Here is a 21,668-nt window from a genome sequence, read left to right as displayed (position 1 = left end):
AGAATTGCGACATTATCGCCGTACCCGCGTTTGTGCGCGAGTATTTTGTTGCGCAGTTGCCGCGTCGGGAGTCTAATTTCAGCTCCAGAATTCTCTGGGTTCCGCTTGACTCTTTTGCCGTCGTTCCGGCCTTCCTCTCATGTCCCGAAAACACATCGATATTCTCAAGATGTTTTCTTTGCGCGGGCCCAGTATCTGGGCTTATCGACCCTTGCTCGAAGTGTGGGTCGATATTGGCGATCTCGAAGATTACCCGTCGAACCTGTTGCCCGGTTTCAATGACCGTCTCGTGGCGTGGCTGCCCAGTCTTGTCGAGCACCGCTGCAGTGTCGGTGAACGCGGTGGTTTTTTACAGCGTTTGCGCGATGGCACCTGGCCGGCACACATTCTTGAGCACGTCACGCTCGAGTTGCAGACGCTGGCGGGGTTTCCGGGCGGGTTGGGCCGTGCACGCGAAACGCCGGTGCGCGGCGTTTACAAGGTTGTGGTGCGTGCCTGGTACGAACCTTTGGCCCGTGAGGCGGTTGTGGCGGCCCGTGACCTGGTCATGGCCGCGATTGAAGATCGCCCCTACGATGTCGCCGCCACGGTTGAACGCTTGCGCGACATCGCCGACGGCTTGCGTCTGGGGCCCAGCACCGAAGCTATCGTGAATGCCGCTGATGACCGTGATATTCCCATGATCCGGCTCAGCGACGAGCATAATCTGGTGCAACTGGGGTACGGCGCGGCACAGCGCCGCATCTGGACGGCCGAAACCGATCAAACCAGCGCCATCGCGGAAGGCATTGCCAGCAATAAAGAATTGACGCGACGTGTCCTGAGCCGGTGCGGGGTGCCGGTGCCCGAGGGGCAGGAAGTGGATTCGGTCCACGAGGCCTGGGACGTGGCGCAAGCTATCGGTTTGCCCGTTGTCGTCAAACCCACCGATGCCAATCATGGCCGTGGCGTGTTTACCAATCTCACCACACAAAAGAAGTGGAAACTGCCTATGCTGTTGCCGTCGATGAGGGCAGCGGCGTCGTGGTCGAGCGCTTCATTCCGGGTGAAGAGCATCGCTTGCTGGTCGTGGGCGACCGTCTGGTGGCTGCGGCGCGCGGCGAAGCCGTGACGGTTGTCGGTGACGGCAAACACACCATTCAAGAGCTGATCGAATTGCAGGTTAATTCTGACCCGCGTCGGGGCAGTGATGAAAGCCAGCCGCTCAATGTGGTCCGCCTTGATTCTGCAGCACGACTGGAAATCAGCCGGCAGGGTTACACCGCCGACTCGGTTCCCGAAGCCTGCAAGCGGGTGTTGATCCAGCGCAATGGCAACGTCTCAATTGACGTCACCGAGCGTGTGCACTCATCAACCCGCGATATCGTGGTGTTGGCGGCCCGCGCCGTTGGTCTGGACATTGCCGGCATCGATCTGGTGGCCACCGATATTTCGTTGCCATTGTCCGGGCAGGGCGGGGCCATCGTCGAAGTCAACGCAGGCCCGGGCTTGCTGATGCACCTGAAACCTTCCGAGGGTACGCCTCAGCCTGTGGGTGAGGCCATCATCGAGCATCTTTTCCCGGGCGAGGCCAATGGTCAGATCCCGTTGGTAGGTGTTACCGGCAGTCAGGGCAAAACCACGGTTGCCCGTATCCTTACGCATTTGCTGCGTTTGCAGGGTCAGGCGATCGGTCTGGCGTGCTCCGACGGTCTGGTGTTCGACCGCCGTCTGGTTGATGCCGGTGATTGTGCCAACTGGGCCAGCGCCCGGCGCATCCTGCTCAATCCGGCCGTTCAGACGGCCGTCATTGAAAACAGCGCACATGCCATTTTGTCAGAGGGGCTGGCGTACGAGCGTTGTCGTGTCGGTGTGGTCACCGGCATTGACCCCGACGAAACCCTGCCTGATTTTTATATCGGCGAACCCGACCAGTTGTTCCGGGTGTATCGGACCCAGGTCGATGTGGTCCAGGGCCAGGGTGTGGCGGTGCTGAATGCCGACGATGCTGCCGTTATAGAGATGGCCTCGTTGTGCGATGGTTCAGTCGTGCTTTTTGGCCTGATGGCGGGCAGCGAGGCCATTGTGGCGCATCGTGCGGCAGGCGGGCGAGCCGTCGTGGCAAAAGATGGCTGGGTCCTGATGCTTGACGGTGCCGAGCAGTCAGTCCTGACCGAACTGGCGATGGTCCCTGTTACCGAAGCCGGTGCCAATGAGCCTTTGGTGCGCTCGATACTGGCTGCCGTAGCCGCGGCATGGTCGTTGGGTGTGCCCACCGAAGTCCTGCGTACCGGCATCCAGACGTACGGTCATTCTCTGTCCGAGGGCATGGTGCAAAGCACGGCTGCCGCCCCTCATCGATTTCGCTTTGACAAGGTCCTCGTTTTATGGAAGTTACACGTATCCGGGCATTGCGTGGCCCCAACCTGTGGGGCCGGCAGACGGCTGTTGAGGCCATTGTTTCTTGTACCGACAACGAGCTCGATATCGAGGCCATGAATGGCTTCGATGTGGCCATTCGTGCGCGTTTCCCCGACATCGACCTGCTCAAGCCCGCCGGGCAAGAGCAGCCCTTGTCCCTGGCGCATGTGCTGGCCAACGCGGCTCTGCGTTTGCAGGCGCTGGCGGGTTGTCCGGTTTCATTTTTCCGGGTTTCGGCCACGCTGGAGCACGGGTTGTTTCAGGTGGTGGTTGAGTACACCGAAGAAGACGTCGGTCGTCAGGCGCTGGATGATGCGCGTGCGCTGTGCGAGGCTGCACTGTCTGACCAGCCGTTTGATGTGCCGGCGGTGCTGGCACGGTTGCGTGAGCTGGATGAGGACGTTCGTCTGGGGCCCAGTACCGGCGCCATTGTCCAGGCCGCCCATCGTCGTGGCGTGCCGTATCACCGCCTGACGCAGGGCAGTCTCGTGCAGTTCGGGTGGGGGCGCAAGCAGCGCCGCATTCAGGCGGCAGAAACCGATCGCACCAGTGCGATTGCCGAAGCCATTGCCCAAGACAAAGAGCTGACCAAACGCATGCTGGCTTCGGCCGGCATTTCGGTGCCTGAAGGGCAGATTGTCACGGATGCCGATCAGGCCTGGCAGGTTGCCCAGACCGTAGGCCTGCCGGTGGTGGTCAAACCCCGTGACGGTAATCAGGGCAAGGGCGTTGCCGTCAATCTTCAAAGCCGTGAAGCGGTGCTTGAGGCTTTCGAGGTGGCCAGTGCCATCTGCGATGACGTCATTGTCGAGCGTTATTTTCCCGGCCACGATTTCCGGTTGCTGGTGGTGGGCAATCAACTGGTCGCCGCCGCACGACGCGACCCGCCCCAGGTCATCGGCGACGGCGTTCATACTGTGGCGCAGCTGGTTGATGTGGTCAATGCTGATCCGGCGCGTGGTGAGGGGCATGGCACCTCGTTGACCCGTATCCGCATCGATGACGAAATTGCCCGATCAACCCTGGCGCGTCATGGGTATACTGCCGATTCGATCCCCGAGAATGGCGTACTTGTTGCCTTGCGCAGCAATGCCAATTTAAGTACCGGAGGCAGTGCCACCGATGTTACCGATCAGGTGCATCCTGAACTGGCCGAGGTGGCGGTTGCGGCGGCCCGCATGGTGGGGCTGGATATCTGCGGCATTGATCTGGTGGCCCAGAACGTGTTTGAGCCGTTGACCAAAGACAATGGCTGTATTGTGGAAGTCAATGCGGCGCCGGGCCTGCGCATGCACCTGGCGCCATCGTTCGGCAAGCCCCGCCTGGTTGGCGAGGCGATTGTCGATCATATGTGCGCTCCGGGTGAAAACGGCCGCATTCCGATTGTGGCGGTTGCCGGCACCAACGGTAAAACCACCACCACACGCCTGGTGGCTCACTTGCTTGGGGTCAATGGCCAGTGCGTGGGTATGACCAACTCCGATGGTGTGTATGTGGGCAGCCAGTGCATCGATACCGGCGATTGCAGTGGCCCGCGCAGTGCCCGTCATGTTTTGCTGCACCCCTACGTTGACGCTGCCGTGTTTGAAACCGCCCGTGGCGGTATCTTGCGTGAAGGTCTGGCGTTTGATCGCTGCGATGTGGCCGTCGTCACCAACATTGGCGTGGGTGATCACCTGGGTCTGAACTACATCACTACGGTAGAAGATCTGGCAGCGGTCAAGCGCGTCATCGTTGAAAACGTGGCGTCAACCGGGACGGCGGTGTTGAATGCCGTTGACCCGATTGTGGCCGGCATGGCCACCAATTGCCCTGGTCAGGTGATTTTCTTTTCTACCGACCCGGCACACCCGGTGCTGGCCACCCATCGTGCTCAGGGCAAACGCTGCGTTTTCGCCGAATCGGGCCGCATTGTGCTGGTCGAAGGCGGCTGGGAACAAAGTTTTGCGCTGGCGGGTATTCCGCTGACGCAAAACGGTCGTATCGGCTTTCAGGTCGAGAATGCCATGGCGGCAATCGCCGCCGGCTGGGCCATGGGCGTCGCCTTTGAAGACATCCAGAAAGGTCTGGCGTCGTTTGTGAACGACCCGCAAACCGCGCCGGGTCGATTCAATATGTTCACTTTCAATGGTGCGACCGTGATTGCCGATTATGGCCATAACCCCGATGCGATGCTGGCGCTGGTTCAGGCGGTTGATCAGTTCCCGGCAACCCATCGTAGCGTGGTCATCAGCGGGGCGGGTGATCGTCGCGACGAAGATTTGCGGCGCCAGACTGAAATCCTCGGCGAAGCCTTCGACGAAGCCATTTTGTACGAAGACATGTGCCAGCGCGGGCGCCAGCCCGGCGAGGTGCTCGCCTTGTTGCAGGAAGGGTTGGTCAACGCATCGCGTACCCGGAAGATTGAGGAAATCCAGGGCGAGTTCGTCGCGATCGATCGCGCGCTCGAGCGCCTTCAACCCGGTGATCTGTGCCTGATTCTTATCGACCAGGTCGAAGAGGCTCTGGCACATATTGCACAGCGGGTGGCGGCCCAGTAGACATCGTGCTTGCAGACTGCGGTGTCTGGTCGTTGGGCAGGCCGGCGGTTGGCAGGGGTTGGCGGCCGGTGTGGTCGGTTAATCGGGCATACTGGCGGCTGTCGATGGTTTTTTGAAGGGGGAGTGATGAAAGCTGCCTGGTATACCCAAAACGGGGCTGCTGCCGACGTGCTGCATGTCGGTGAGTTGCCCGATCCTGTTCCCGGGCCGGGGCAAGTGCGGGTCCGCTTGCTTGCTTCTGGGGTGAACCCCTCCGATGTCAAGTCGCGTCAGCGTCGTCCTTTTGATACGCCACGGGTTGTACCGCACAGTGACGGCGCGGGTGTCATTGATCAGGTCGGTGACGGGGTTTCTCAGGCGCGCGTGGGGCAGCGCGTGTGGGTCTGGAATGGCCAGTGGCAACGCCCTATGGGTACGGCCTGTCAGTACATTACCCTGCCAGGGTCGCAAGCAGTGCCTCTGCCTGAATCGGTCGATATGGCTCAGGCGTCCTGTTTCGGCATTCCGCTGTTCTCGGCTGTACAGGCCGTGCGCCTGGCCGGTCATCTTGCGGGTGGTACGGTATTGGTTACCGGGGCGGGTAATGCGGTTGGCCATTATGTCACCCAGCTGGCGGTTCGTTCCGGTGCCCGGGTCATCGGAACGGCGGGTTCGGCCGCGAAAGCGGCACACGCCCTGGCCGCCGGGGCCGATACGGTTCTTGATTACAAGCAGGAAGACGTTGGCGCGCGGGTGCTGGCGCTGACGCAAGGTCAGGGCGTTGATGCCATTATTGATATGGATTTTTCGACCAATGCCGCTCTCCTGTCCTCAAATGCACTCAGGGCGCATGGCGTGTACGTGTGTTACGGGTCGAATACAACGGGTGTTCTTCCCCTTGATTTTCGTACCCTGATGTGGCGCTCGAACGACCTGCGGGCGTTTCTGGTATACGACATGTCACCGGCTGACCGTGCCGCCTGCCTGCAGCAGATTGACGTCTTGCTGGCGCAGGGCAGTCTTCGGCACACCGTTGCAGCGCAGTTCGCCCTGTCCGATATTGTTCAGGCGCATGAACTGGTCGAGTCCGGTCAAAAACTCGGTACCGTCGTGCTGGATCTTGAGTGAAACCGCAACCCTGGCCTGGTGATGCCGTTGCGCTGAGCGGGGTCTGCGCGGTCTGGTCTGAAGTCTGGCATGAGCTGTTTGGCCGAAGCAGGGGAGTTCACCCTCACTGGTCGTGGGCCAGCAGCCTGACCGAAATTTCGCGGGCTGCTTTTGAGAGTTCAGCCAGGTGGTTTTTCACGATCTGGTCAACGCTGGCCACTTTGTGCATCCAGGTCAGGTTGACCACGGCCACCACTTCGTCACCCGCCCAGATGGGCACGGCAATCGAGTCCCGCCCATCATTCGATTGGCGTCGTGTCTGGTTGTAATGGCCGCCAAAATCGTCGGCCCGCACCCCATACCCCATGGTGCGGGTTTCTTCCAGTAAAGTATCCACGGCTTCGGGGCTGCGAGCCAGATAGTTGCCGGGTTCGTTGCTGCTGCGCAGTCGCTGCAACACGGCCTCGCGCTCGGCCTGACTGCAAAACGCCAGATAGGCGCGCCCGGTGGCCGAACGCAGCATGTTCACCCGGAACCCGATAGGCCCCAGCGGAATATGTGAAAAGTAAGCGCGCGGGCTGTTGGTTTCAATGACGGCCATGTGGTCCAGACGCGGGACCGCCAGAATCGACGGCCAGTTCACCTTTTGGCATAAACGCTCCAGTATGGGCGAGGCCACTTCAACCAGAAAATTTTCGTCGTTGACCTGAGGGGGCGGGGCTGATAGGTATGGCTGGCCATGAAGGCGCCGTCGGCCAGGCGTTGCCAGATCAGCCCCCGTGCCTCAAGGGTGGCGATGATGCGTGTGAGTGTGGCCTTGGGCAGGCCGGTTGCCAGGTAAAGGTCGTGCAGGCTGGCGTTGCGAGACCGATGCAGGTAGTCGAGGACTTCCAGCCCGCGATCCAGTGCACGTATGGTTTTGACCTGGTAGTCACGCATATTGCTTTTCACCTGTTGAAAACTTGCTGATTGATGCTAGCACTGTCGGTTGACCTTGGGCAAGATGAATGAAAATTTAAAAAGTATCGGAGACAAGCGTAACTGAAGTCTGACAAAGGGTTTTTACCTATGGTTTCAGGCGGCAAGGCCTGGGTCTGTTCAGTGTCATGCCAGTCATTTTTGAAATTCAGCGCCTTTTGCTCCGGTACTTCCCGTTTCAACTGACCCCCGGTGTTTACGGAGTTCCCGTCCATGAGTTTCACGCACGATGATGTCCAGCGCATCATTCAATTATTGAATACGTCTCATTTTGATGAGCTTCATCTTGAGCTTGATGGCATCAAACTCGATTTGCGCCGGCACGGTGCCGGGTCGCCGGCGTCGGCCGCCAGTGCCGTTCCGGCGTCGACACCGACACCGAATCTTGCGGCTGCCGCTGCGCCTGCCCGTACACTTTCCGCATCGGCCAGCAGCGCTTCAGCCGCCAGCCCCTCATCTCCTGTTGCTGCAGCGGGCACCACGACGTCTGGCGATCTGCTCGAGGTCCGTGCGCCGATGCTGGGCGTTTTCTATCGTTCCCCAAGCCGGGCGCTGATCCGTTCGTCACGCCCGGCACGGTGGTCGAGCCCGAGACAGTCATTGGCATTATCGAAGTGATGAAGCTGATGAATTCAGTGCCTGCCAACCTTCGTGGCGAAGTGGTTGAGGTGCTGGCCAAAGACGGTGAGCTGGTCGAGTATGACCAGGTCCTGATGCGCGTGCGCGCGGTTCAGGGTTAAGCCATGGCGCATGCAGATCAGGCAGCGGCACAGGGCCCGATCAAACGGGTGCTGGTGGCCAACCGCGGCGAAATTGCAGTGCGTGTCTTGCGCACCCTGAAACGCCTGGGGCTTGAAAGCGTCCTGGTCGTGTCCAGTGCCGATCGCGACAGCATGGGCGCACAACTGGCCGACCGCACGGTATGCATTGGCCCGGGGCGCTCCACCGACAGTTACCTGAAAATCAACACGTTGCTGCAGGCCGCCGTGTCTACCGGCGCGCAGGCGATTCATCCAGGCTACGGCTTTTTGTCCGAGCGGGCCGAATTCGCCCAGGCCTGTGAAAATAACGGCATCCTCTTTATCGGCCCCACGGCTGAACAGATCGAGCGTGTTGGCAACAAACTCGAGGCACGCCTGATTGCCGAGAAGGCAAACGTTCCCATTACGCCCGGGGGCCGGTGGCGTCACTCGAAGAAGCGCTGGCGGTGGCCGATGCCATCGGCTATCCGGTGCTGATCAAGGCGGTTGGCGGCGGTGGTGGCCGAGGCCTCAAACGCGCCGACGACCGTGCCGCCCTGATCCAGCTGTTTGAGCTGGCCAGTGCCGAAGCGCTGGCCGCGTTTGGCGATGGCCGGGTCTATGTTGAATGTTTCGTCACGCAAGGGCGTCACGTCGAGGTGCAGATTCTGGGCGATGGCCAGTCGGTTATTCATCTGGGCGACCGCGACTGTTCGGTACAGCGTCGTTACCAGAAGCTGATTGAAGAGGCACCGGCCCCCGGCCTGCCCGAGGCCATGCGTGCCGAATTGCATGCCGCTGCCGTGCGGTTTGCCCGCTTCATTGGCTATCGCAGTGCCGGTACCATCGAGTTTCTGGTCGACGTACCGCGCAACCGGTTTTATTTCCTGGAAATGAATGCCCGCATTCAGGTCGAGCATCCGGTCACGGAATTGATTACCGGTGTTGACCTGGTCGAGGCCCAGCTGGCCATTGCCCAAGGGCATGCCCTGCCGTGGGCCCAGTCGGACATTCGTTTTGAAGGCCATGCGATTGAATGCCGCATCAACGCCGAAGATACTGACCGCGATTTCGCACCGTCGCCCGGTCGGGTCAAGACGGTGCGGTTTCCGGATCACCCGGCGTTGCGCGTTGATACCCACATGCAGTCCGGGGCCACGATCCCGCCATTCTACGACTCGATGATCGCCAAGGTGATTGCCCGCGGCGCAACCCGGGACGAAGCTCGCCAGACCCTGATCCAGGCCTTGACACAGGTCAGCATCGACGGCGTCAAGACCAATATCGGGCTGCACCTCAATGTTCTGGATACCCCGGCGTTTGCCCGTGGGGGTATCGATACCGGCTTTTGGGGCGCTATCTGGCCGATCAGGCCCTTGCCGGGCAAGAAGGTTAACCATGAAACAGAATCACGTACAGTTTATTGACACGACCCTGCGGGACGGCAACCAGAGCTTGTGGGGGCTACCGGGCTGACCACTGCCATGATGCTCGAAATTGCGCCGGTGCTTGACCAGGTCGGGTATCACGCACTCGATTTCAGCACCAGCACCCATATGGCGGTGACCGTGCGTTTCCATAAAGAAGATCCCTGGGAACGCCTGCGGTTGCTCAAGTCGCGCCTGAAAAACACGCCGCTGACATTCTTGTCGACGGGGATGCGTTTCATTTCCTGGGAAACGGCCCATCCGGAATTGATGGCCTTGTCGTATCAGCTGCTGGTCAACAACGGCATTGAACGGTTCATGGTCATGGACCCGATGAACACCACCCAGGCGGTTATTGATAACTGCCGGGCCATCGCGGCGGCGGGTGCTTCCGAAGTGGTGGGTGCGCTGGTGTATACCGTCAGCCCGATTCACGATGATGCATTTTTCGCCACGATGGCAGCGCAGCTGGCCGCCCAGTCCTTCATCCACCGTGTCTATCTGAAAGATCCGGGCGGGTTGCTGACGCCCGAGCGGGCGCGTACGTTGTTGCCCGCCATCAAGGCGGTCATGGGGGACAAGCCCTTTGAGCTGCACTCACATTGCACCATCGGGCTGGCACCCTTTACCTATCCCGAAGCCCCCGGGCTGGGGTGGATACCCTGCACACGGCCGCCCGGCCTGCGGCCAACGGCACCAGCCAGCCGGCTGTGGAAAATGTCGTCAGCAATTTGCAGGCCCGTGGTGTTTCCCACGACCTTGACCTCGATGCCATGGCCAAAGTCAGCGAGTACTTTGCCCGTCTCACCCAGGCGCAAGGCCTGCCGGTGGGGGTGCCGCAGGAATACGACGAACGTTATTTTTCCCATCAACTGCCCGGTGGCATGATCGGCACGATGCGCCGGCAATTGCGTGAAATCCGCCAGGAACACCGTCTTCCAGAGGTGTACGAAGAAGTGGTGCGTGTGCGCGCCGAGCTGGGTTATCCCATTATGGTGACGCCGCTGTCCCAGGTGGTAGGAACCATGGCCGTCATGAACGTTCTGGCCCCCGAGCGGTATGCCAATGTGCCAGACGAGGTCATCCGTTATGTGGTGGGCCGCTTTGGCACGCCGCCGGGCGAAGTCGATCCGAACGTGCGCGACCGTATCCAGCAGATGCCGCGCGCCAAAGAGCTGATGGCACAGCCGCCCATGCCCGAGCTGTCCGAATTGCGCAAGCGTTTCAGCCGCCATTTGTCTGACGAAGAGTTCCTGCTGCGTGCTGTCATGCCGGCCGATCAGGTCGATGCCATGATTGCCGCCGGGCCGGCACGCCAAACGTACAATCCATCGATGACTCCGGTCGAAACGCTGTTGTCTGAACTGGCCAAGCGCCCGGATGTCACTCATGCCCGCGTCGAACGCGAAGGTTTTCTGATGGAATTGCGCAGCCACGGTGTTGCAGGAGCTAAATCATGACTCAGTTGTCGGCGAACGACCTGAAATCGGTGGAAGGATTCATATTTGACATTGACGGCACGCTTGCTTTGGCTGACCGCATGTTGTCGGGCTACCAGCCGTTGCCGGGGGCTGTCGAACTGATCGAGCTGCTCAACCAGCGCAAAGTGCCGTACGTGGCATTTACCAATGGTTCAACCAAGACGCCGATCCAGCTGGTTCAGGCATTGGGCAAGGCGGGCATTGCCGTTCAGCCCGACCGCACCCTGACACCGCCGGCCGTGGCCGTGTCCATTTTCAGGAACAAGGGCTACAAGCGTTTGCTGGTATTGGGCGTTGAAGGGGTCTGGCGCCCGCTGGCCGAGGCGGGTTTTGACATTATCGTGTCGCCCGAGCGTGCCGATGATGCCGATGCCGTGCTGGTGGGCTGGCACCCTGAGTTCCGGCTTGATGATCTTGATGCGGCCTGCCGCGCGGTCTGGGCCGGGGCCGGTTTGTACACCGTTTCGACCGCGCCGTATCTGGCCAGCCGGGAAGGGCGCACCCTGGGTATTTCCGGCGCCTTGACCGCCGCCATCACCAGCGTGACGGGCAAAAGTGCCGTCATCGTGGGCAAGCCAGCCGCCGAAGCGTTTGCCGTTGCCCGCGAAATTCTGGGCGTGCCGGCAGATCGTATCGCGATTGTGGGCGACGACTTGTCGCTTGAAAATGCCATGGCCCACCAGGGCGGCGCAGTATCGGTAGCCGTACACACCGGTCTGGCGTCGGCAGAAGACATTGCCGCCTTGCCCAGGGCTCAGCAGCCGCACCATTCCATTCAGGGCGTATCTGTCTTGCTGGAGGTATTGCAATGACTGATACCGTTCAGGAAAGCCGTCTGTTGTGGGAACCCTCGCCAGAGCAAATCAAGGCGTCGACACTTGATCACTATCAGAACTGGCTCGAGCAGCAGTATGGTGTTCCCAAAACCACCTATGAGGCCCTGTGGCAGTGGTCGGTCGATCAGGTCGATGATTTCTGGAAATCGATCTGGCAGTATTTTGACGTCCAGGCCGATGGCCGCATCGACCCTGTGCTGGCCGAGCGCACCATGCCCGGTGCCCGATGGTTTCCCAATGCATCCCTGAATTACGCTGAACATGTGTTCCGCAATGCAACCGATGCCCGTCCGGCCCTTATTTCGCGTACAGAGGAAACCGGGGTCGACGAAGTCAGCTGGGCCCGCTTGCAGCGCGATGTGGGTGCCCTGGCGGCCAGCCTGCGCCGTCTTGGGGTTGGCCAGGGCGATCGTGTGGTGTCCTACATGCCGAACCGTCCGGAAACGGTTATTGCATTTCTGGCGTGCGCCAGTATTGGTGCGATCTGGTCCAGTTGTGCCCCCGATATGGGCGTACGCGTGGTCACCGACCGGTTCCAGCAGATCGAACCGAAACTGATCTTTGTCATTGACAGTTACAGCTATAACGGCAAGCAGCACGATCGCGCCGCGATGGTGTCCGAGCTGCTCGAGGCTTTGCCCACCGTGCAGCATGTGGTGCATGTGCCCGGCCCCATGGCCGACCGCGAGGGTGGGGTAGTCTGGCGCGGGCGTGTGGCCTGGGCCGACCTGGTTGCCGACCCCGCGCCACTGCAGTTTGAACGCGTGCCGTTCGGGCATCCGCTCTGGATTGTCTATTCGTCTGGCACCACCGGGCTGCCCAAAGCCATTGTGCACAGCCATGGTGGCATCATCCTGACCCATCAGAAAACCATGGCGTTGCAGCACGATTTGCGTGAAGGCGATCGTTTGCTCTTCCTGGGCGGTACGGGCTGGATTGTCTGGAATCTTCAGGTGGGCGGGCTGCTGGTCGGGGCCACCGTTATTTTGTACGATGGCAACCCGGCCTGGCCTGAAAACACCACGTTATGGCGTTTCATGGACGACTACGGCGTCACGTTGTTCGGCTGTGGTGCGGCCTACCTGATCAATTGCATGAAAGACAGGCTGCAGCCCAAGGCGTTTGCGCGTCTTGACGCCTTGCGCTCGATCAACGCCACAGGTTCACCCCTGCCCACCGACGCCTTCGAGTGGGTTTATGAAAACGTCAAGGCCGACCTGTGGCTGGCTTCAATCAGCGGCGGTACCGACATTGCGTCCGGATTTGTGGCTTGTGCGCCGACCTTGCCGGTACATTCAGGCGAGATCCAGTGTCGCGAACTGGGGGTGGCCGCCTATGCCTTCAACGAGCAGGGCGAGCCGGTGGTTGACGAGGTGGGTGAATTGGTCATTACCGAGCCCATGCCATCAATGCCGGTATGTTTCTGGAATGACCCGGGCAACCAGCGCTACCTGGACAGTTATTTTGATACCTTCCCGGGCAAGTGGCGGCATGGCGACTGGATCCGCTTTACCCCACGAGGCACCAGCGTCATTTACGGCCGATCCGATTCCACCATCAACCGGTTTGGCATCCGCATGGGTACGGCCGAAATCTATCGTGTTGTCGAAGCGTTGCCCGAAGTGCGCGACAGCATGGTGGTTGACCTTGAGTTCCTGGGGCGCTCTTCGTTCATGCCGCTGTTCGTGGTGTTGCACGAGGGCCAGACCCTGACCGATGATTTATCGAAACGCATTGCCGACGAGATCCGTACCAAGGCCTCGCCGCGTCATGTCCCCAACCAGATCTACCAGGTCAACGACATTCCCAGAACGCTGACGGGCAAGAAGATGGAAGTGCCGGTTCGTCGCCTGTTGCTGGGTTCGCCTGCTGAAAAGGTGGCGCACCCCGATGCGATGGCCAACCCGCAAAGTCTGGCGTTTTTTGTCGCGCTGGCCAAAACCTTGAACCCATAAGTACAAAAAACACTCAACCAGAAAAAATAGTGGAACAGGAGACAACCATGACCACACAACCTAAAGTTCTGATGATCGTCACGCTCGATACCAAGGCCACTGAAGCACAGTTCGTGCGCCAGACGCTTGAGGCCCAGGGCGTCGAGGTCGTTCATCTGGATCCCAGCATCCGTCGTTCAATAACCCCCGGGGCTGAAATCACCCCCGAAGATGTTGCAGCGGCAGCCGGCAAAACCATCCAGGAGGTCCGGGACCTCAAGCACGAAGGCAAGTGCCAGGCCGTCATGATCGAGGGGGCGATCAAGAAAACCCTTGAATTGCATGCCCGTACGCCCATCAGCGGGGTCATTGCGATTGGTGGCTCAATGGGCAGCACCCTGGGCAGCGCGGTCATGCAGGCCTTGCCCTACGGCCTGCCCAAAGTGCTGGTGTCGACCATGGCGTCGGGGTTCACGCAGCCGTTTGTGGGGGCCATGGACATCAATATGTTCAACCCGGTGTGCGATATCGCCGGTCTGAACAGTATTACCCGCGAGGTATTCCGTAATGCCGCCATTTCGGTGGCGGCCATGGCCAAGGCCTATCAGCCCAAAGCGGCGACAGACAAGCCGGTGGTGCTGATGGGTACGTTGGGCACCATCGACCGTTGCACGGTGCGTATTCGCAAGCAGCTGGAAGAGCAGGGTTACGAAGTGCTGGTATTCCACACCCTGGGTACCGGTGGGCAGGCGCTGGACAAGCTGGCGGCCGAACGGGACATTGCGGCCGTGGTCGAAACCTCGGTGGTCGAGCACAACGATTTCCTGAACAATGGCTTGTGCAGTGCCGGGCCTGACCGCTCCAAGGCCGGCCTGGCCAAGGGTGTGCCGGTTGTGTTTGCCCCCGGCAATGCCGATTTCATGGTGTCCGGCCCCATCGACATGGCCGAGCGCCAGTTCCCGGGCAAGCGCTATCACATGCATAACAGGGCCCTGACGGCGGTGCGCACCGAAGCTGAAGAGCTGAAAAAGCTGGCTCAGCATCTGGCCGGCCTGGTCGGCGAAGCCAAGGGGCCGGTGTCGGTTCTGGTGCCCCTACAGGGTTTTTCCCATCATGACAGCCCCGAAGGACACCTGCATGATCCTTCTCTGTGTCCTGTCTTTCATGACGCTGTCAAAGCCGCCATGCCTGCCAGTGTCAATGTCCAGACACACGACTGCCATCTGAACGATGAGCAGTTTGCCGATGCTGTCGTGGCCGAGGTCTTGCGCCTGGTTACGCAGCGTCAGCCCGCCACGGTTTAACCGCTGCGTTCAAGACACCCGGGGCAGCAGGGGCAGCGCCCGGGCAAAACGTTTCAATAATGCCCTTCACGGAGACACAACAATGACAGTCAAAAAATGGACTACCCGACTTGCGCTGGCCGCCAGCCTGTCTGTAGCAGGTTTTGCCGCACCCTCGTTCGCTGAAGAAGCGCCCAAATCCATTCGCATCGGTTACTCGCTGGCCAAAAGTGGCCCCAATGCACCCGGTGGCGACACGACCGTGCGTCCCAACTACGAAATGTGGGTCAAGGAAGTCAATGCCAATGGTGGCCTCATGCTCAGCGCCTATGGCAAGAAAGTGCCCATCGAAGTGGTCGAATACGACGACCGCTCCAGTACGGAAGAAGCGGTTCGCGCCATTGAGCGCCTGATCACGCAAGACAAGGTTGATTTGTTGTTGCCGCCCTGGGGCACTGCGGTGAATCTGGCGGTGGCACCGTTGTTCGACAAGCATGGCTACCCGCAAGTGGGCACCACCAATCTTACCGACAAGGCCGACCAGTTCGCCAAACGCTGGCCGGGGCACTTTTTCTTGCTGGGGTCGTCGGGCATGTATGCCGATGCCCTGATGGATGTGCTGGGTAATGCCAAAAAAGAAGGCAAGATCGGCAATAAGGTCGCCATGATCAGTGTGGCCGACGGCTTCGGTGTCGACTCGGCCTCGGCCGCCCGCAAGGCTGCCGCCAAACACGGCTTCGAACTGGTACTCGATAAAACCTATCCGGTCGGCAGTTCCGATTTGTCGTCGTTGCTGAATGAAGCCAAAGCTTCGGGTGCCGATACCTTCATTGCCTACTCATACCCGCCCGACACCATCCTGATCAGCGATCAGGCCCGTGTGGTGGGGCTGAACCCCAAAGTGTTCTATACCGGTGTCGGTACCCAGTTCCCGTTCTTCCCCGGTAAATACGGTGCCGCTGCGATTGAAGGCCAGATGAGCCTGGGGGTATTAACGGTGACTCGAAACCCGTCATGGACTACCGCGCACGTCATAAGGAAATGACGGGTAAAGACGCCGACTACTGGGGCAGCCAGGTCACGTATGCCAGTTTGCAGATGTTGCAGCAAGCCATCGAACGTGTTGGCAAGATTGATCGCGCCGCTATCCAGAAAGAGCTTCAGAACGGTACTTTTGAAACCATTCTCGGTCCCATCAAGCTTGAAAACAACCAGCTGCGCGGTATCTTCACGGTAGGCCAGTGGCAAAACGGCGTATTCCAGGGGTTGGCCCCGCCAACCTCGAAGGTGCCAAGCCCATGATCCTGCCCAAGCCCGAGTGGAAAAAATAACCGGGTGTCTCCCATTGGGGCCGGGCCCGGCCTGACCCCTTTCTTTTCCCGTTTTATCTGGCAATGAACGGCGGGGCTGCGGCCCCGCTGCCTTGCAGGGGATCCCTATGTTGTTTGTCGAGATTGTTCTGGCATCGCTGATGCTGGGGGCTGTATGCCCTGATCGCCATGGGGCTGACGCTTCAGTACGGTGTTGCCCGCATCATGAACCTGTCGCACGGCGAGTTCATGGTGGCGGCCGCCTTCCTGGCGTATTGGTTCGTCACCCGCCTTGGGGTCAACCCCTTGTATGCGCTGGCGATTGTTGTGCCTGTGGGTTTTGTGGTGCAGTGGCTGGTTTACCAGATCTTGCTGACGCCGCTGGTCAAGCGCGCGCCCAATGCCGATGCCCTTGAGGTTGACAGTATTCTGGCCACCTTCGGCATTTTGTTTGTCGTTCAGGGCATTGTGCTGATCCTGTTCGGTGGCAGTTATTACAGTTATGAATTCATGGCTATGCCGGTCCAGATCATGGGGTCTCCCGTGGCCGCCAACCGCCTGCTGGCCGCCTGTACGGCCCTTGTCATTGGCGTGCTGGTTTACGTTGTGCTGGTGCGCTCGCGCTGGGGTACGGCGTTGCGGGCCATGGCCAACGCGCCGCGCTTTGCCCATCTGGTCGGTATCAACCCCCGGGCCATGGCGGCATTCGCGTTTGCACTGGGTGGTGCACTGGTGGTGGGGGCCGGTGTGCTGGTCAGCATGTTCCTGCCCTTCAGTGCGTCCATGGGCGTGGCCTTCACCATGAAGGCGCTGGTTATCGTCATCATGGGTGGCGTCGGCAATTTGCTGGGCTGCCTGCTGGCCGGCCTGTTGCTGGGCATTGTCGAAACCCTGGTGGCGCGATTTGTCGACCCGGGTCTGACCATGGCCGCGACCTTCGGTATCTTCTTGCTGGTGTTGTTGCTGCGTCCGCAAGGTATTTTCGGGAGGGCCGGCAAATGAACCGTCAAACCCCGGTTTTATCGCCTGGTTTTATCGCCGTGGCACTGATTCTGGTGGTGGTGGCTGCGCTGCCATTGCTGGTCGACAGTGACTATTTCCTGTCCTACACCATTAACGTCCTGCAATATGGGGCATTGGCGACCGCATGGGCCATGTTTTCGGGGCCTACCCGCTATATCTCGCTGGCAACAACCGCATTTTTCGGTATCGGTGCCTACACTGTTGCCGTGTTGTCTGAATCATTGCCGTGGGCCGGGGTGTTGCTGGTGGCCATGGTTGTGGGCATTGTGCTGGCCCTGATTGTCGGGTTGTCTACCTTGCGGCTGTCGGGTGTGCACTTTGTGATTTTCACCTTTGGCCTGGCTGAACTGGTCCGTCAATTGGTCACCTGGTACGAAGTGAATATCACCAAATCCATCGGACGCTATATTTTCCTCGATATCACCCAGGAGCAGATTTACTGGCAGTTGCTGGCTCTGCTGTCGCTGGCCTTGCTGTTCGGCTGGCTGATCCGGCGTTCGCGACTCGGGCTGGCCCTGCGGGTCATCGGCGAAGATGAGCTGGTCGCCCGCCATCTGGGGGTGAACACCACGCGTGCCAAGGTGCTGTTGTTTGTGATTAGCGCCACGTTCATGACCCTGGTGGGGGCCGTCATGTCGCCGCGCTGGACCTACATCGATCCGGCCATTGTGTTCAACCCCATCGTGTCGTTCCAGGTCTTGATCATGTCACTGCTGGGTGGGGCCGGGCATTTGCTGGGGCCGTTGGCCGGGGTGATTCCATTGACGGCTTTGTTTGAAGTGTTGTCGGCCAATTTTCCCAACCACTTTGCCTTGTTGCTGGGGGTAACCTTCCTGGTCATCGTTTATTTCGTGCCCAACGGGGTGCTTGAGCTGGTTCGCGGTTGGCTGCGGGCATCGAAAAACAAAGGGCAAGGGGGCCATCATGAGTCTTCTTAAAATCAATGGCCTGCGCAAGTCGTTTGGCGGTCTGCGTGCCGTCGATGGCCTCAGCTTCGAGGTCGCCCAGGGCGAGGTGCTGGGTTTGCTGGGGCCGAACGGGTCGGGCAAAACCACGGCCATGAACCTGATTTCGGGGGCGTTGCATGCCGATCAGGGCAGCATTCTGCTGGGTACTGACGAGCTGGTCGGTATGCCGTCACACCAGATTGCCCGGCGCGGCGTGGCGCGTACCTTTCAATTAGTGCGTGTGCTGGGCGGTATGACCTGCCGTGAAAATGTCGAGGCCGGCATGGCCTTCCGGCCCGATCACAAGTTTGGGCCGCAGGCGTATGACGAAGCCATGCAGTTGCTGTCGGTTGTCGGGTTGTCGGACGTTGCTGAAACGCCGGCGGGTGACCTGACCTACATTGACCAGAAACGTCTGGAACTGGCACGAGCCCTGGCGCTCAAGCCCCGGCTTCTGTTGCTGGATGAGTGGCTGGCCGGGTTGAATCCGACCGAGCTGCAAGTGGGGATTGCCCTGATCCGCGATTTGCGCGCGCAAGGGTTGACCATCATTCTGGTCGAACACGTGATGGATGCGGTGCGGGCATTGTGCGACCGTTGCGTGGTCATGTTTGCCGGCACCAAGCTTGCCGAGGGCGAAACGGCCGCCGTACTGGCCCAGGAAGAAGTGATCAGTGCCTATCTCGGAGCGCCCCATGTTTGAAGTCAGTCAGTTATCGGTTCGTTATGGCAAGCATCAGGCGCTTGATCATGTGGGTCTTACCGTCAACGAAGGTGAAATGGTTGTCATTCTGGGTGCGAATGGTGCAGGCAAGTCGTCCATGTTGCGGGCGTTGGGGGATGCTTGCACCCTTGCCCGGCGCCAGCGCGAAACTGGACGGCATCGAATTGCTGTCGTTGCCGCCGCACCATATTGTCGAGCATGGGCTGGCACTGGTGCCTGAGGGGCGGGGGTGTTTGTCGACCTGACCGTTCGTGAAAACCTGCAACTGGGGGCTCTGACGCGGCGTGCACGGCCTGCCGAGGCACAGAATCTCAAGCGCATTCTCGAACTGTTCCCCCGTCTGGCCGAGCGCCTGAATCAGCGCGTTGGCACCATGAGCGGTGGCGAGCAGCAAATGGTGGCGGTGGGGCGTGCCCTGATGTCAGCCCCCGGGTATTGTTGCTTGACGAGCCTTCGCTCGGCTTGTCACCCCTGATGTGTCAGGAGTTGTTCCGGGCCATCGCCAGCGTGCGTGATCTGGGCGTCGGGGTGTTGATGGTCGAGCAAAACGCCAAGCTCAGCCTTGAAATCGCCGATCGCGGCTACCTGATCGAAACCGGGCGCATTGTGGGCGAGGGGTCGGCGGCACAACTGCGTGACGATCCGGCCGTGCAACGGGCGTATCTGGGGTCATGACGTCGGGGCGCGATCCTGCCAGCCGGTTAAAATCACGGTTTCGATGCGGCCGACCTTGCGCTCAAGCATAAGGTTGGCGCTTACCGTGCATTACCCGTCTTCAGGTCCTGATATGTCGCAACCTATTCGTCTTACCCAGTACAGCCATGGCGCCGGCTGCGGGTGCAAAATTTCCCCCAAAGTGCTCGATGTCATTTTGGCTGGCAGTGGCGCGCAGAATCTCGATCCTCAGTTGTGGGTGGGTAATGCCTCGCGCGATGACGCCGCAGTCTATGGTATTGATGACGAGCAGGGTGTGGTGTCCACCACTGACTTTTTCATGCCCATTGTCGATGACCCGTTTGATTTCGGGCGCGTGGCGGCGACCAATGCCATCAGCGATATTTATGCCATGGGGGCAAGCCGCTGATGGCCATTGCCATTCTGGGCTGGCCGGTCAATGTGCTGCCGCCTGAAGTTGCGCGCGAGGTCGTACGTGGCGGGCGAGCCGTGTGCGATGCCGCCGGCATTCCGCTGGCGGGCGGGCATTCGATTGACGCGCCTGAACCCATTTTCGGCCTGGCGGTCACTGGCCTGGTCAACCGGCGCCAGCTCAAGCGCAATGACACGGCCACCGAGGGTTGCCTGCTGTACCTGACCAAGCCGCTGGGCATCGGTATCCTCACAACGGCTGAAAAGCAGGGCAAACTGCGTCAGGCCGATGTGGGCGTTGCGCGCGACCTGATGTGTACCTTGAACGTGCCGGGGTTGCATTTCGGGCGGCTCGACGGCGTCAAGGCCATGACGGACGTCACCGGCTTTGGTTTGCTGGGGCATTTGCTGGAAATGGCCGATGGCAGCGGTCTCACGGCCCATATCAAAGCCGACGCCGTGCCGCGTATCGACGGGGTCGACTATTACCTGTCTCAGGGGTGTGTGCCCGGAGGTACCTTGCGTAACTTTGATAGTTATGGTCATGGGGTGGCCGCCTTGTCCGATGACCAGAAACACCTGTTGTGCGATCCGCAAACCAGTGGCGGTTTGCTGGTGGCCGTCAGCCCTGAAGGCAATGGCGAATTCCTTGCCGTGGCCGCTTCACTGGGGTTTGATCTGACCCTTTGGGCCATATGGCCCAGCGAGGCAGCCACGGTGTGGTGCTGGCCTGAACGCCGCGCCGTATCTCTTATCGCCGAGCGTCCAGATCATGCGTCCCAATACCGAAGATTTCCGTACCCTTTTCGTCAGCGGTGTACCGCTGATGGATGTTCGGGCGCCTGTCGAGTTTGCGCGCGGGTCGTTTCCGGGGCGGTCAACCTGCCGCTTATGAATGACCTCGAGCGACAGAAGGTCGGTACCTGCTACAAGCAAAAAGGGCAGGACGCGGCCATTGCACTGGGTCATCAACTGGTCAGTGGCAACACCAAGGCCCAGCGCATTGCACAGTGGGCCGCGTTTGCCCGGGCCAACCCTGACGGGTATTTGTATTGCTTTCGCGGCGGCTTGCGTTCGCGTATTACCCAAGAGTGGCTGAAAACCGAAGCGGGTATTGAGTACCCGCGTATTGTCGGTGGCTACAAGGCCATGCGTACCTGGTTGCTGGAAGCCCTTGAGCAGGCCTTGGCCGAATGCCGTTTCATCGTTGTGGGCGGCCTGACCGGTTCAGGCAAAACCGACGTGCTGCATGCGCTCGACAACGCTGTTGACCTCGAAGGTCTGGCCAATCATCGCGGTTCCAGCTTTGGCAAACGCGTACATGCTCAGCCTGCGCAAATCGATTTCGAAAACCGTCTGGTCATCGACCTGTTGCAGCGTCAGGCCCGTGGGCAGACCTCGTTTGCCCTGGAAGATGAAAGCCGGCTGATCGGAAGCTGTGCCTTGCCGCTGCCCCTGCATCAGGCCATGCAGGCATTTCCGGTCGTGTGGCTGGAAGACAGCTTTGAGGCGCGGGTTGAACGCATTTTGCGCGATTATGTCGTTAGCCTGGCGGCCGAATTCCAGGCGGTTTATGGGCCTGACGACGGCTTTGCCCGCTTTGCCGAACGTCTGCGCCAGAGCCTGAAAAACATCGTCAAGCGGTTGGGTCACGAACGCTATGCGCGTATCGCCAGCCAGCTTGATACGGCCCTGGCGAGCCATGCCGGCCAGGGTGAAATGGCATTGCATCGTGACTGGATACGTTCGTTGCTGAACGATTACTACGACCCGATGTATGCGTCGCAGCGCGAGCGCAAACGCGATCGTATTGTTTTCAGTGGCGATCAGGCCGCCGTTATCGACTGGCTCAAACGATACCGTCCGACCTGAT

Annotated in this window: 18 protein-coding genes and 4 pseudogenes; 20 read left to right on the top strand and 2 right to left on the bottom strand. The window is 60.0% G+C overall.

Annotated features, from left to right (window positions below; all coding sequences use genetic code 11):
* The first annotated feature begins 139 nt into the window (after nt 1-139).
* The 3 genes and pseudogenes from N7E01_RS06465 (at nt 140) to N7E01_RS06455 (ending at nt 6,047) form a co-directional block, all read left to right on the top strand.
* A pseudogene (locus N7E01_RS06465) lies at nt 140-2,478 on the top strand (cyanophycin synthetase).
* Nucleotides 2,367-4,940, top strand: a complete 2,574-nt coding sequence (cphA, locus tag N7E01_RS06460) for a cyanophycin synthetase (RefSeq protein ID WP_289175023.1) — start codon at nt 2,367-2,369, stop codon at nt 4,938-4,940. The pseudogene N7E01_RS06465 and the gene cphA overlap by 112 nt, the downstream one beginning before the upstream one ends.
* 126 nt (nt 4,941-5,066) lie before the next feature.
* Entirely contained in the window at nt 5,067-6,047 is a 981-nt protein-coding gene (locus tag N7E01_RS06455; RefSeq protein ID WP_289175021.1) for an NADPH:quinone reductase, read from the top strand.
* Between the two features lie 103 nt (nt 6,048-6,150).
* Here N7E01_RS06455 and N7E01_RS06450 read toward each other — a convergent pair whose 3' ends face one another.
* Together N7E01_RS06450 and N7E01_RS06445 are read right to left on the bottom strand one after the other, a co-directional pair.
* Nucleotides 6,151-6,669: an IclR family transcriptional regulator domain-containing protein gene (locus tag N7E01_RS06450; RefSeq protein ID WP_289175019.1), complete on the bottom strand. Its 519-nt coding sequence runs from the start codon at nt 6,667-6,669 to the stop codon at nt 6,151-6,153.
* A complete protein-coding gene (locus N7E01_RS06445; protein WP_289175017.1) occupies nt 6,666-6,965 on the bottom strand; it encodes a helix-turn-helix domain-containing protein in 300 nt (99 codons plus the stop codon). Before N7E01_RS06445 ends, N7E01_RS06450 begins: the two co-directional genes overlap by 4 nt.
* Nucleotides 6,966-7,217: 252 nt before the next feature.
* Between N7E01_RS06445 and N7E01_RS06440 the strand changes: the two genes are divergently transcribed.
* The 17 genes and pseudogenes from N7E01_RS06440 (at nt 7,218) to mnmH (ending at nt 21,667) form a co-directional block, all read left to right on the top strand.
* Nucleotides 7,218-7,622: a hypothetical protein gene (locus N7E01_RS06440; RefSeq protein WP_289175015.1), complete on the top strand. Its 405-nt coding sequence runs from the start codon at nt 7,218-7,220 to the stop codon at nt 7,620-7,622.
* Nucleotides 7,583-7,744 (top strand): acetyl-CoA carboxylase biotin carboxyl carrier protein, encoded by a 162-nt coding sequence (locus N7E01_RS06435; RefSeq protein ID WP_289175013.1) that lies wholly within the window; start codon nt 7,583-7,585, stop codon nt 7,742-7,744. Before N7E01_RS06440 ends, N7E01_RS06435 begins: the two co-directional genes overlap by 40 nt.
* Before the next feature lie 3 nt (nt 7,745-7,747).
* Entirely contained in the window at nt 7,748-8,242 is a 495-nt protein-coding gene (locus N7E01_RS06430; RefSeq protein ID WP_289175011.1) for a biotin carboxylase N-terminal domain-containing protein, read from the top strand.
* Nucleotides 8,185-9,171 carry an ATP-binding protein gene (locus tag N7E01_RS06425; protein ID WP_289175009.1) on the top strand — a complete coding sequence of 329 codons (987 nt, stop codon included), beginning with the start codon at nt 8,185-8,187 and terminating at the stop codon, nt 9,169-9,171. The genes N7E01_RS06430 and N7E01_RS06425 overlap by 58 nt, the downstream gene beginning before the upstream one ends.
* A gap of 57 nt (nt 9,172-9,228) precedes the next feature.
* The gene (locus tag N7E01_RS06420) at nt 9,229-10,059 is read left to right on the top strand and encodes a hypothetical protein (protein WP_350494966.1); all 831 of its coding nucleotides are present in this window, start codon (nt 9,229-9,231) and stop codon (nt 10,057-10,059) included.
* The gene (locus tag N7E01_RS06415; protein WP_289175006.1) at nt 9,999-10,631 is read left to right on the top strand and encodes a hypothetical protein; all 633 of its coding nucleotides are present in this window, start codon (nt 9,999-10,001) and stop codon (nt 10,629-10,631) included. Before N7E01_RS06420 ends, N7E01_RS06415 begins: the two co-directional genes overlap by 61 nt.
* Nucleotides 10,628-11,464, top strand: a complete 837-nt coding sequence (locus N7E01_RS06410) for an HAD-IIA family hydrolase (protein WP_289175005.1) — start codon at nt 10,628-10,630, stop codon at nt 11,462-11,464. The genes N7E01_RS06415 and N7E01_RS06410 overlap by 4 nt, the downstream gene beginning before the upstream one ends.
* Complete coding sequence (locus N7E01_RS06405) at nt 11,461-13,443, top strand: acetoacetate--CoA ligase (RefSeq protein ID WP_289175004.1); 1,983 nt, start codon at nt 11,461-11,463, stop codon at nt 13,441-13,443. The genes N7E01_RS06410 and N7E01_RS06405 overlap by 4 nt, the downstream gene beginning before the upstream one ends.
* 47 nt (nt 13,444-13,490) lie before the next feature.
* Nucleotides 13,491-14,726 (top strand): Tm-1-like ATP-binding domain-containing protein, encoded by a 1,236-nt coding sequence (locus N7E01_RS06400; RefSeq protein ID WP_289175003.1) that lies wholly within the window; start codon nt 13,491-13,493, stop codon nt 14,724-14,726.
* Between the two features lie 82 nt (nt 14,727-14,808).
* Nucleotides 14,809-15,750, top strand: a complete 942-nt coding sequence (locus N7E01_RS06395) for an amino acid ABC transporter substrate-binding protein (protein WP_289175002.1) — start codon at nt 14,809-14,811, stop codon at nt 15,748-15,750.
* Nucleotides 15,720-16,007, top strand: coding sequence for a type 1 periplasmic-binding domain-containing protein (locus tag N7E01_RS06390; RefSeq protein ID WP_289175001.1), 288 nt, complete (start codon nt 15,720-15,722; stop codon nt 16,005-16,007). Before N7E01_RS06395 ends, N7E01_RS06390 begins: the two co-directional genes overlap by 31 nt.
* Before the next feature lie 197 nt (nt 16,008-16,204).
* Nucleotides 16,205-17,017, top strand: coding sequence for a branched-chain amino acid ABC transporter permease (locus tag N7E01_RS06385; protein ID WP_289175000.1), 813 nt, complete (start codon nt 16,205-16,207; stop codon nt 17,015-17,017).
* Complete coding sequence (locus tag N7E01_RS06380) at nt 17,014-17,976, top strand: branched-chain amino acid ABC transporter permease (protein WP_289174999.1); 963 nt, start codon at nt 17,014-17,016, stop codon at nt 17,974-17,976. The genes N7E01_RS06385 and N7E01_RS06380 overlap by 4 nt, the downstream gene beginning before the upstream one ends.
* A complete protein-coding gene (locus N7E01_RS06375; protein WP_289174997.1) occupies nt 17,963-18,688 on the top strand; it encodes an ABC transporter ATP-binding protein in 726 nt (241 codons plus the stop codon). The genes N7E01_RS06380 and N7E01_RS06375 overlap by 14 nt, the downstream gene beginning before the upstream one ends.
* A pseudogene (locus tag N7E01_RS06370) lies at nt 18,681-19,384 on the top strand (ABC transporter ATP-binding protein). Before N7E01_RS06375 ends, N7E01_RS06370 begins: the two are co-directional and overlap by 8 nt.
* A gap of 112 nt (nt 19,385-19,496) precedes the next feature.
* A pseudogene (gene selD / locus N7E01_RS06365) lies at nt 19,497-20,529 on the top strand (selenide, water dikinase SelD).
* A 38-nt stretch (nt 20,530-20,567) separates the two neighbouring features.
* A pseudogene (gene mnmH / locus N7E01_RS06360) lies at nt 20,568-21,667 on the top strand (tRNA 2-selenouridine(34) synthase MnmH).
* Nucleotide 21,668 lies beyond the last annotated feature (1 nt).

The organism is Neopusillimonas aromaticivorans (assembly GCF_030344915.1).
Taxonomy (GTDB): Bacteria; Pseudomonadota; Gammaproteobacteria; order Burkholderiales; family Burkholderiaceae_B; genus Neopusillimonas; species Neopusillimonas aromaticivorans.
This window is presented reverse-complemented; position numbering and strand designations above follow the sequence as displayed.

Coding starts and splice junctions, on each gene's coding strand:
- cphA (WP_289175023.1), top strand. CDS start 2,367: ATGGAAGTTACACGTATCCGGGCATTGCGTGGCCCCAACCTGTGGGGC.
- N7E01_RS06455 (WP_289175021.1), top strand. CDS start 5,067: ATGAAAGCTGCCTGGTATACCCAAAACGGGGCTGCTGCCGACGTGCTG.
- N7E01_RS06445 (WP_289175017.1), bottom strand. CDS start 6,965: ATGCGTGACTACCAGGTCAAAACCATACGTGCACTGGATCGCGGGCTG.
- N7E01_RS06440 (WP_289175015.1), top strand. CDS start 7,218: ATGAGTTTCACGCACGATGATGTCCAGCGCATCATTCAATTATTGAAT.
- N7E01_RS06430 (WP_289175011.1), top strand. CDS start 7,748: ATGGCGCATGCAGATCAGGCAGCGGCACAGGGCCCGATCAAACGGGTG.
- N7E01_RS06420 (WP_350494966.1), top strand. CDS start 9,229: ATGATGCTCGAAATTGCGCCGGTGCTTGACCAGGTCGGGTATCACGCA.
- N7E01_RS06410 (WP_289175005.1), top strand. CDS start 10,628: ATGACTCAGTTGTCGGCGAACGACCTGAAATCGGTGGAAGGATTCATA.
- N7E01_RS06405 (WP_289175004.1), top strand. CDS start 11,461: ATGACTGATACCGTTCAGGAAAGCCGTCTGTTGTGGGAACCCTCGCCA.
- N7E01_RS06400 (WP_289175003.1), top strand. CDS start 13,491: ATGACCACACAACCTAAAGTTCTGATGATCGTCACGCTCGATACCAAG.
- N7E01_RS06395 (WP_289175002.1), top strand. CDS start 14,809: ATGACAGTCAAAAAATGGACTACCCGACTTGCGCTGGCCGCCAGCCTG.
- N7E01_RS06390 (WP_289175001.1), top strand. CDS start 15,720: ATGGACTACCGCGCACGTCATAAGGAAATGACGGGTAAAGACGCCGAC.
- N7E01_RS06385 (WP_289175000.1), top strand. CDS start 16,205: ATGGGGCTGACGCTTCAGTACGGTGTTGCCCGCATCATGAACCTGTCG.
- N7E01_RS06380 (WP_289174999.1), top strand. CDS start 17,014: ATGAACCGTCAAACCCCGGTTTTATCGCCTGGTTTTATCGCCGTGGCA.
- N7E01_RS06375 (WP_289174997.1), top strand. CDS start 17,963: ATGAGTCTTCTTAAAATCAATGGCCTGCGCAAGTCGTTTGGCGGTCTG.